The organism is Sphingomonas fuzhouensis, assembly GCF_034659795.1.
In the GTDB taxonomy this organism is placed as follows: Bacteria; Pseudomonadota; Alphaproteobacteria; order Sphingomonadales; family Sphingomonadaceae; genus Sphingomonas; species Sphingomonas fuzhouensis.
Genome location: NZ_JAXSQY010000003.1, coordinates 45991 through 54282, shown reverse-complemented (window position 1 = coordinate 54282; position 8292 = coordinate 45991). Strand labels below are relative to the sequence as shown.

General features: G+C 67.3%; 9 protein-coding genes. 4 read left to right on the top strand and 5 right to left on the bottom strand.

All coding sequences use genetic code 11. The features are described from left to right. Positions 1–149 precede the first annotated feature (149 nt). The 4 genes from U1H82_RS08380 to U1H82_RS08365 all read left to right on the top strand — a co-directional run bounded on the left by U1H82_RS08380 (position 150) and on the right by U1H82_RS08365 (position 3593). The gene (locus tag U1H82_RS08380) at positions 150–491 is read left to right on the top strand and encodes an endonuclease domain-containing protein (RefSeq protein ID WP_322964481.1); all 342 of its coding nucleotides are present in this window, start codon (positions 150–152) and stop codon (positions 489–491) included. Beyond that, positions 488–1594, top strand: coding sequence for an ATP phosphoribosyltransferase regulatory subunit (locus U1H82_RS08375; protein ID WP_322964480.1), 1107 nt, complete (start codon positions 488–490; stop codon positions 1592–1594). The genes U1H82_RS08380 and U1H82_RS08375 overlap by 4 nt, the downstream gene beginning before the upstream one ends. A gap of 112 nt (positions 1595–1706) precedes the next feature. Further along, on the top strand, positions 1707–2996 hold the full coding sequence (locus tag U1H82_RS08370) for an adenylosuccinate synthase (RefSeq protein WP_294203840.1): 1290 nt from the start codon (positions 1707–1709) through the stop codon (positions 2994–2996). A 204-nt stretch (positions 2997–3200) separates the two neighbouring features. Continuing rightward, a complete protein-coding gene (locus tag U1H82_RS08365) occupies positions 3201–3593 on the top strand; it encodes a hypothetical protein (protein ID WP_322964479.1) in 393 nt (130 codons plus the stop codon). 67 nt (positions 3594–3660) lie between these two features. On the opposite strand, the gene aroC is transcribed toward U1H82_RS08365, so the two are convergent. From aroC to U1H82_RS08340, 5 genes are all read right to left on the bottom strand, one after another. Beyond that, positions 3661–4728 (bottom strand): chorismate synthase, encoded by a 1068-nt coding sequence (aroC, locus tag U1H82_RS08360; RefSeq protein WP_322964478.1) that lies wholly within the window; start codon positions 4726–4728, stop codon positions 3661–3663. Then, the gene (locus tag U1H82_RS08355) at positions 4725–5270 is read right to left on the bottom strand and encodes a GNAT family N-acetyltransferase (RefSeq protein ID WP_322964477.1); all 546 of its coding nucleotides are present in this window, start codon (positions 5268–5270) and stop codon (positions 4725–4727) included. The genes aroC and U1H82_RS08355 overlap by 4 nt, the downstream gene beginning before the upstream one ends. Positions 5271–5470: 200 nt before the next feature. Continuing rightward, positions 5471–6262, bottom strand: coding sequence for an enoyl-ACP reductase FabI (fabI, locus tag U1H82_RS08350; protein ID WP_322964768.1), 792 nt, complete (start codon positions 6260–6262; stop codon positions 5471–5473). 8 nt (positions 6263–6270) lie between these two features. Further along, positions 6271–7242: a YihY/virulence factor BrkB family protein gene (locus tag U1H82_RS08345; protein ID WP_322964476.1), complete on the bottom strand. Its 972-nt coding sequence runs from the start codon at positions 7240–7242 to the stop codon at positions 6271–6273. A 7-nt stretch (positions 7243–7249) separates the two neighbouring features. After that, positions 7250–8212 (bottom strand): DnaJ C-terminal domain-containing protein, encoded by a 963-nt coding sequence (locus U1H82_RS08340; protein WP_322964475.1) that lies wholly within the window; start codon positions 8210–8212, stop codon positions 7250–7252. Between the last annotated feature and the right edge of the window lie 80 nt (positions 8213–8292).

The following is an 8292-nucleotide window of genomic DNA, read 5'->3' as shown; positions in this document are numbered from 1 at the left end:
CCAAACCCCCCTCCCCCCGGGGGGGTTGGGGGTGGGGGGGGGGGCGGGGGCTGGGCAATGGCGCCTTGCCAAGCCCCGACCCCTCACCCCGGCCCTCTCCCCAGTGGGGAGAGGGAGTGGTACGTTCCCCATGAAGGGGGAGCCATCACATGAAGACCGATCCGGTCCTTCGCGACCGTGCCCGCGCCATGCGTCGCGAAATGACCGAACCGGAAAAGCGTCTCTGGCTCATACTCCGTGATCGCCGCTTTCACGGAATCAAATTCTCCCGCCAAGTCCCGATAGGCCCCTATATCGCCGACTTCGCCGCCCGCTCGCACCGAGTGGTCATAGAGGTTGACGGCGATACGCATAGCGACCAATCACGCGATGCCCGTCGCACCTCCTGGCTGGAGAGCCAAGGCTATGCGGTGATCCGCTTCCCGAATGCGGATGTCATGACCAACCCCGACGGCGTGGCGCACACGCTGATGAACAGGCTTATCCGATGACCGCGCTCCTTCCCGAAGGCTATCACGACCGTCTTCCCCCCTATGCCGATGCCGCCGCGTCGGTGGAGGCGCGGGTGCTGGAGGCGGCGCGGCTGCATGGCTATGAGCGCGCCGATCCGCCGTCGATCGAGTTTGCCGAGGCGCTGGGCTCGCGGCTGAAGGCTGGGGGGCTGCATGACGCGGTGCGCTTCGTCGATCCGGTGTCGCAGCGTACGCTCGCCATCCGGCCCGACCTGACCGCGCAGGTGGCGCGGATCGCCGCCACCCGCATGGGCCACCACCCGCGCCCGGTCCGCCTGTCCTATGCGGGCACCGTCGTCCGCCTGCGCGGCTCCGAACTCGCGCCCGCGCGCGAGTGGCGGCAGATCGGGGCGGAGCTGATCGGGCTGGACTCGACGGCGGCCGCGACCGAAGTCGTGCGCGTCGCGGTCGAGGCTTTGGTCGCGGCGGGTACGACGGGGATTTCGATCGACTTCACGCTGCCCGATCTGGTCGACCTGCTCGCCGCCGGGCCGTTGCCGGTTGCCGCCGATCAGGTCGCCGCGTTGCGTGACCGGTTGGACGCCAAGGATGCGGGCGGGGTCGCGGCGATCGCGCCCGAATACCTCCCGCTGGTCGAGGCCGCCGGGCCGTTCGCGACCGCGATGGAGCGGTTGCGCGCCTTCGACACCCATGGCGTATTGGCCAGCCGCCTCGACGCGCTGGAGGCGATCGCGGCCGCGCTAGGGCAGGGGGTGGCGATGACGCTCGACCCGACCGAGCGGCATGGCTTCGAGTTTCAGAGCTGGCTAGGCTTCTCGCTGTTCGTGGCAGGCCCGCCGCGCGAGGTCGGGCGCGGCGGCACCTACACCATCTTTCACGAGGACGGCACAGAGGAGAAGGCCACCGGCTTCTCGCTCTATGCCGACGCCATCGTCGCCACCGCGCCGCCGACCGAGCGGCGACGGCTGTTCCTGCCCTTCGGCACCGAACCCGCAACCGGCGCTGCCCTGCGCGCGCAGGGCTGGGTGACGGTGCAGGCGCTGGAGGCGGGCGACACGCCCGAGGCACAGCTTTGCACCCATATCCTGACGAACGGCGAGCCGACGGCCATCGCCGGTTGACATACGGGGCCGCGTCCCGCTAGGCGCGCCCCGCACATTATTGGAAACCCCCATCCGCCGAGTCCTGTCGAAGGGCGCATGGGGTCCGTCCGGCAGGCGGAGCATAGCATCCATGGCAAATGTAGCAGTCATCGGCGCGCAATGGGGCGACGAAGGCAAGGGCAAGATCGTCGACTGGCTGGCCGAGCGCGCCGACATGGTCGTCCGCTTCCAGGGCGGGCATAATGCCGGTCACACGCTGGTCGTGGGCGAGAATGTCTACAAGCTGTCGCTCCTCCCCTCGGGCATCGTGCGCGGCACCCCCAGTGTCATCGGCAACGGTGTCGTCCTCGACCCCTGGGCGCTGAAGGCCGAGATCGAGCGGCTGGGCGAGCAGGGCGTCCATGCGTCCCCTGAGACGCTGCGCATCGCCGACAATTGCCCGCTGATCCTGCCGATCCACCGCGATCTCGACGGTCTGCGCGAGGATGCCAGCGGCGCAGGGAAAATCGGCACGACGCGGCGCGGCATCGGCCCGGCTTATGAGGACAAGGTTGGCCGCCGCGCGATCCGCGTGTGCGACCTGGCGCATCTGGACGACCTGGGGCCGCAGCTCGACCGCCTCTGCGCGCACCACGACGCGCTGCGTGCCGGGTTCGGCGAGCCGCCGGTCGACCGCGAGCGGCTGCTCGCCGATCTGCGCGAGATCGCCGCCTTCGTCCTGCCCTTCGCCAAGCCGGTGTGGCGCGACCTCAACGAGGCGCGGACGGGCGGCAAGCGTATTCTGTTCGAGGGCGCGCAGGGCGTGCTGCTCGACATCGACCATGGCACCTATCCCTTCGTCACCTCGTCCAACACCATCGCGGGCGCTGCGGCGGGCGGTTCGGGGCTCGGGCCGTCGGGCGTCGGCTTCGTGCTGGGCATCGCCAAGGCCTATACCACCCGCGTCGGCTCCGGCCCGTTCCCGACCGAGCTGGAGGACGAAACTGGCCAGCGCTTGGGCGAGCGCGGCCATGAGTTCGGCACCGTCACGGGCCGCAAGCGTCGCTGCGGCTGGTTCGACTCGGTGCTGGTGCGCCAGTCGGCGGCGGTCGGCGGCATCACCGGCATCGCGCTGACCAAGATCGACGTGCTCGACGGGTTCGACGAAGTGAAAATCTGCGTCGGCTACAAGCTGGGCGACGAGACGCTCGACTATTACCCGACCCATGCGGCGGATCAGGCCAAGGTCGTCCCCGTCTATGAGACGATGGAGGGCTGGCAGGAGTCGACGGCGGGTGCGCGCAGCTGGGCCGATCTGCCAGCACAGGCGATCAAATATATCCGGCGGATCGAGGAGTTGATCCGCTGCCCCGTGGCGCTGGTGTCGACAAGCCCGGAGCGGGAGGACACGATCCTGGTTCGCGATCCTTTTGCGGATTGATGGGGAAGGCCCTGGCGGAAGTCGGGGCCTTTTTTATTGAGGCGAGGCATTCGGCTTCGCGCGCGATGACGCACCGGGAAAGCCCGGTTTTTCTCAACGCAATTCGGCCTGAGCGAGGCCAGCGGCCATGTCCGAACCCCAGTCAAAAGCCCGGCCGCTTGCGCGACCGGGCCTTTCCCGTAGTGACGAACCCGAAAGGGTTACATGCCGCCGCTGCTACCCGGCGGGGTCGTGGTGCCGCCGGTCGTGCCGCTACCCATCGAACCGCTGGTCGTCGGATCGCTGCCCAGCGTGCCGCTGCCCGTGGTGGTCGATGAACCCGTCGTGTCGGGCAACGTCGACGGCGTGTTCACCGTGCTGTCGGGCGTGGTCGTCCGGCTGCGGCTCTTATTGCGCGTCGTCGAGCGGGTCGAGGTGCTCGGGGTGGTCGACATTGTGTCGCCCGGCTGGCCCATGGTCTGGCCGGGCATTTGCCCCGGCATCGTTTGGCCCGTGGTGCCGGTCTGTCCCGACATCCCGCCCGTCGTACCGCCCGATACCTGCGCGAAGCCCGCGGCGGGGATCACAAGCGCGGCGGCGGCGATTACATGCATGTAACGCATTGATTCTCTCCTGCTTTATTCTCGCAATGGTTAACGAGGCAGGAGAACGTCCGTTCCTCTATTTAACCACATTGGCCGCGATGAAGCAACGCTTGATCGGCTAAAACCAGTGCGACCATCGCTTCGACCACCGGCACGCCGCGAATGCCGACACAGGGGTCGTGACGGCCCTTGGTGGCGATCTGGGTTTCCTCCCCGGTGCGGGTGATGGTGTCGACCGGGGTCAGGATCGAGCTGGTCGGCTTGAACGCGACGCGCATGGTGACGGGCTGGCCGGTGGCGATGCCGCCCGCGATCCCGCCCGCATGGTTGGCCAGGAAGCGCGGGCCGCCATTCCCGGCGCGCATCGGATCGGCGTTCTGCTCGCCGGTCAGCGCGGCGGCGGCGAACCCGTCGCCGATTTCGAAACCCTTGACCGCATTGATGCTCATGCAAGCCGAGGCGAGTTCGCTGTCCAGCTTGGCATAGAGCGGCGCACCCCAGCCCGCAGGCACGCCGGTCGCCTCGCAGGCGACAACCGCGCCGACCGAGGAGCCCGACTTGCGCGCGCCGTCGACGATCGCTTCCCAGCGCTCGGCGGCGGCGGCATCGGGGCAGAAAAAGGGGTTGGCGTCGATCTGCGCATCATCGAACGCGTCATAGTCGATCCGGTCGCCGCCGATCGACTCGACCCAGGCGCGGATACGGACCTGCGGGATCACCGCCCGCGCGACTGCGCCCGCCGCGACCCGCGCAGCCGTCTCGCGCGCCGAGGACCGCCCGCCGCCGCGATAGTCGCGAAAGCCGTATTTGGCGTCATAGGCGTAATCGGCATGGCCGGGGCGATAGGCGAGCGCGACGTTGCTGTAGTCCTTGGATCTTTGGTCGACATTCTCGATCATCAGGCTGATCGGGGTGCCGGTGGTCCGTCCCTCGAACACGCCGGACAGGATGCGGACCTGATCCGGTTCGCGCCGCTGGGTCGTGAAGCGGCTGGTGCCCGGGCGGCGCTTGTCGAGCCAGGGCTGGATGTCCTCTTCGGACAGCGCGATCCCCGGCGGGCACCCGTCGACCACCGCGCCGAGTGCTGGTCCATGGCTCTCGCCCCAGGTGGTGAAGCGGAACAGGCGGCCGAACGTATTGAAGCTCACGCAGCATCTCCCAGCCGGGCAAAGGCCGGCGCGTGTGTGGCGGCCCCGCGCACGCCGCAGGGGATCAGGCCGCCCTGGAGCGGGGCGGCAAGGAAATACTCACCCGCATAGGGGCTGTCGAAGCCGCTCGCGACATCGGCAGCGAAGCCGAACCGGTTGTAGAAAGCGGGGTCGCCCAGCGCGAAGCAGAGGACGACGCCTTCCTTTTCCAGGCGTTCGAGCCCGGCGGCGACCAAAGCCTCGCCGACGCCCTGCTGTCGCCAGTCGCGGGCGACCGCGATGGGGGCGAGGGCGACGGCGTTGATCGGCTTGCTGCCGATCTCGACGGTCATGCGGCTGAAGGCAATCGCGCCGATCAGGCTGTCCGTCGCTTCGTCGATCGCGACCAGCATCAGGACCATGTCGCCCTCGACGCAGAGGTCGCGGACCAAGGCGGCTTCGGCGGGGGCGGGGAAGCTGGCGACGAGCAACGCATCGAGCGCGGCGACGTCCGGCCCTTGTGCGGGGCGAATGGTGATGGCGGCGATAGGCTGGTCGGACATGGGTTCGTCTTTAGCGTCGCCGGGGCGCAAGGCGCGATAGATAATGTTGGCGGGCATTCCTCCCCTGGAAGGGGAGGTGGCAGGGCGAAGCCCTGACGGAGGGGTGTCCCGCTAAGTGATGGCAGTCCGCCCTCGCTGCCGGTTACACCCCTCCACCAGCTTCGCTGGTCCCCCTCCCCTTGCAGGGGAGGAAGAGTTTATTACGCCAGCGCGATATCGGGGGCGTCTTCGGCCTTCATGCCGATGACGTTGTAGCCTGCGTCGACATGGTGGATTTCACCCGTCACGCCCGACGACAGGTCGGACAGCATGTACAGGCCCGCGCCACCCACATCCTCAATCGTCACGGTACGACGCAGCGGCGAATTCAGCTCGTTCCACTTCAGGATATAGTTGAAGTCGCCGATGCCGCGCGCCGCCAGCGTCTGGATCGGGCCCGCCGAGATCGCGTTGATGCGGATATTCTCCGGGCCGAGGTCGACCGCGAGATACTTCACGCTGGTCTCCAGCGCCGCCTTGGCCACGCCCATGACGTTGTAATGCGGGATGACCTTTTCCGCGCCATAATAGGTCAGCGTCAGGATCGAGCCGCCCTCGGGCATCATCGTCCGCGCGCGCTGGGCGACGGCGACCAGCGAATAGGCCGAGATGTTCATGGTCATCAGGAAATTGTCGAGCGTGGTGTCGTAATAGCGACCGCGCAGCTGCGACTTGTCCGAAAAACCGATGGCATGGACGACGAAGTCGATCGTCGGCCACTCGGCCTTCAGATCGGCGAACAGCGTGTCGAGCGACTCCATCTCGGACACGTCGCAATCGAACAGGCGGGCCACGCCCAGCTGTTCGGCCAGCGGGCGGACCCGCTTTTCCATCGCCGCGCCCTGATACGAAAAGGCGAGCTCCGCGCCCGCCTCCGAAAGCTGCTTGGCGATGCCCCAGGCCAGCGACTTGTCATTCGCCAGGCCCATGATGAGCCCCCGCTTGCCCGCCATCAATCCGTTCACGCCGTTACCGCTCCTGCCGGTTCACTTCCATCAATCCCCCTCTCTAGCGCCGTTTCCGGGGGTTCCGCCAGTGCCGCGTTCAAATGCGCGCCAAAAACCAGGCCCAGACCGATCAGATAGAAGAACAGCAGCATGACGACGACCCCCGCCAGGCTGCCATAGGTCAGGTCGTATCCGCCCAGTTGCGACAGCGCCCAAGGGAGGAGCGCGGTCATGCTGACCCACCAGGCGGCGGTGAACAGCGCGCCGGGCCATTTGGGACAATCGCTCTCACGATATTTGCCCGGCGTGACCGAATAGAAGAGCAGATAGAGCGCGCCGAACATGACGACGCCGGGGATCATCCGCGACAGGCCGACCCAGCCCGCGACGTCCTGCGAGAAGGGGACGAGGCGATAGATGAACTGCTCGGCGGCTGTCAGGATACCGGCGGCCAGGAAGGACAAGAGCGCGACCACGACCGAGGCGATCATGACCAGCGTCGAGGACAGCCGCGATTTCCAGAAGGCTGCCGTCGCCTTCACGCCGTAAGCGCGGTGGAAGATATCGCGGATCGTCTCGATAAAGCCGCCGACCGTCCACAGTCCGACCAGCCCGCCCAGCCACAGCAGCGAACCGGTCCGCGCCGCCAGCACATCGGCGATGGGTTTGCGCAACAGGTTGCTGACATCGGGGGGCAGGACGTGGAGGAAGCTTTCCACTGCATGCTGCGTCTCGTTGCTCTGTCCGAACAGCGACAAGAGCGCGGCGGTGGTGATGAAGAAGGGAAATAGCGTCATCAACGCCAGATAGGCGAGGTTCCCGGCATGGATGAACCCGTCGTTGAACACGCCCAGGCTGGTGCGTTTCAATATCTCAAAGGCATAGGAGCCCGGCCGGACCTTGGCGAGTTGCCGGTCCAGCCGGGTACGGGCCTTGCCCCGATGATGCGCACGTTCTTCGGGGGTCAGGCCATTCACATCGCTCATGGAACGATCAGACGCCCATGGCGGCCCTCGGGTTCCTGCCGTCGGTCCATTCGGTGGCGAAGCGTTGCAAGGCTGCATCATCGGCGGGGATGTCGATCATCAGGGTGATCAGCTGGTCGCCGCGCCCGCCATCCTTCTTGTGAAAGCCCTTGCCCTTCAGGCGCAGCGTCTTGCCCGATGTCGTGCCCTTCGGCACGGTCAACATGACCGGGCGTTCGACGGTCGGCACTTTCACCTGGCCGCCCAGCACCGCCTCGGTCAGGCTGATCGGCAGGTCGAGGCGGACATCGTCGCCATCGCGGGTGAAGAAGGCGTGCGGCACGACCTCGATGGTGATGATCGCGTCGCCCGCGCCGCCGGGGCCCGGCTCGCCTTTACCGCCGAGGCGCATCTGGGTGCCGGTCTCGACCCCGGCGGGCAGCTTCAGGTCGATGGTCTTGCCATCGGCCAGCGTGATCCGTTGCGGGCTGAGCGTCGCGGCATCGACGAAGGGGACGCGCAATGCATAGGCGGAATTGGCGCCCTTCGGTGCCGAGCGGCCCCGGCCGAACCCGCCAAAGCCGCCCGAGAAACCGCCGCCGCCGCCGCGCCCGGCTCCGCCGAACATCCCCTCGAAGATGTCGGACATGTCGGCGCCCTCGCCGCCAAAATCGAATTGCTGGCGAAAGCCCCCGCCGCCGCCAGCCCCCGGCCGCGCGCCGCCGCCAAAGCCGCCCGCGCCGCCACCATAGCCGAAGGGCGACGTCGGATTGCCGTCGCCATCGATCTCGCCCCGGTCGAACCGGGCGCGCTTGTCCTTGTCGTTCAGCAGGTCATAGGCATTGGTGACCTGGCTGAACTTCTCCGCCGCTTTCGGATTGTCCTTGTTGCGATCGGGATGCAGTTCCTTCGCCAGCTTGCGATAGGCTTTCTTGATATCGGCTTCGCTGGCCATGCGGCTGACGCCCAGCGTCTGATATGGATCGGCCACTCTGTTCCCCGTTGGCAGTGTATTACCGATCTATGTGGGGAAGTCCGCGCCGGAGCGCAATCCGTCCCCCGTGCGTTGCA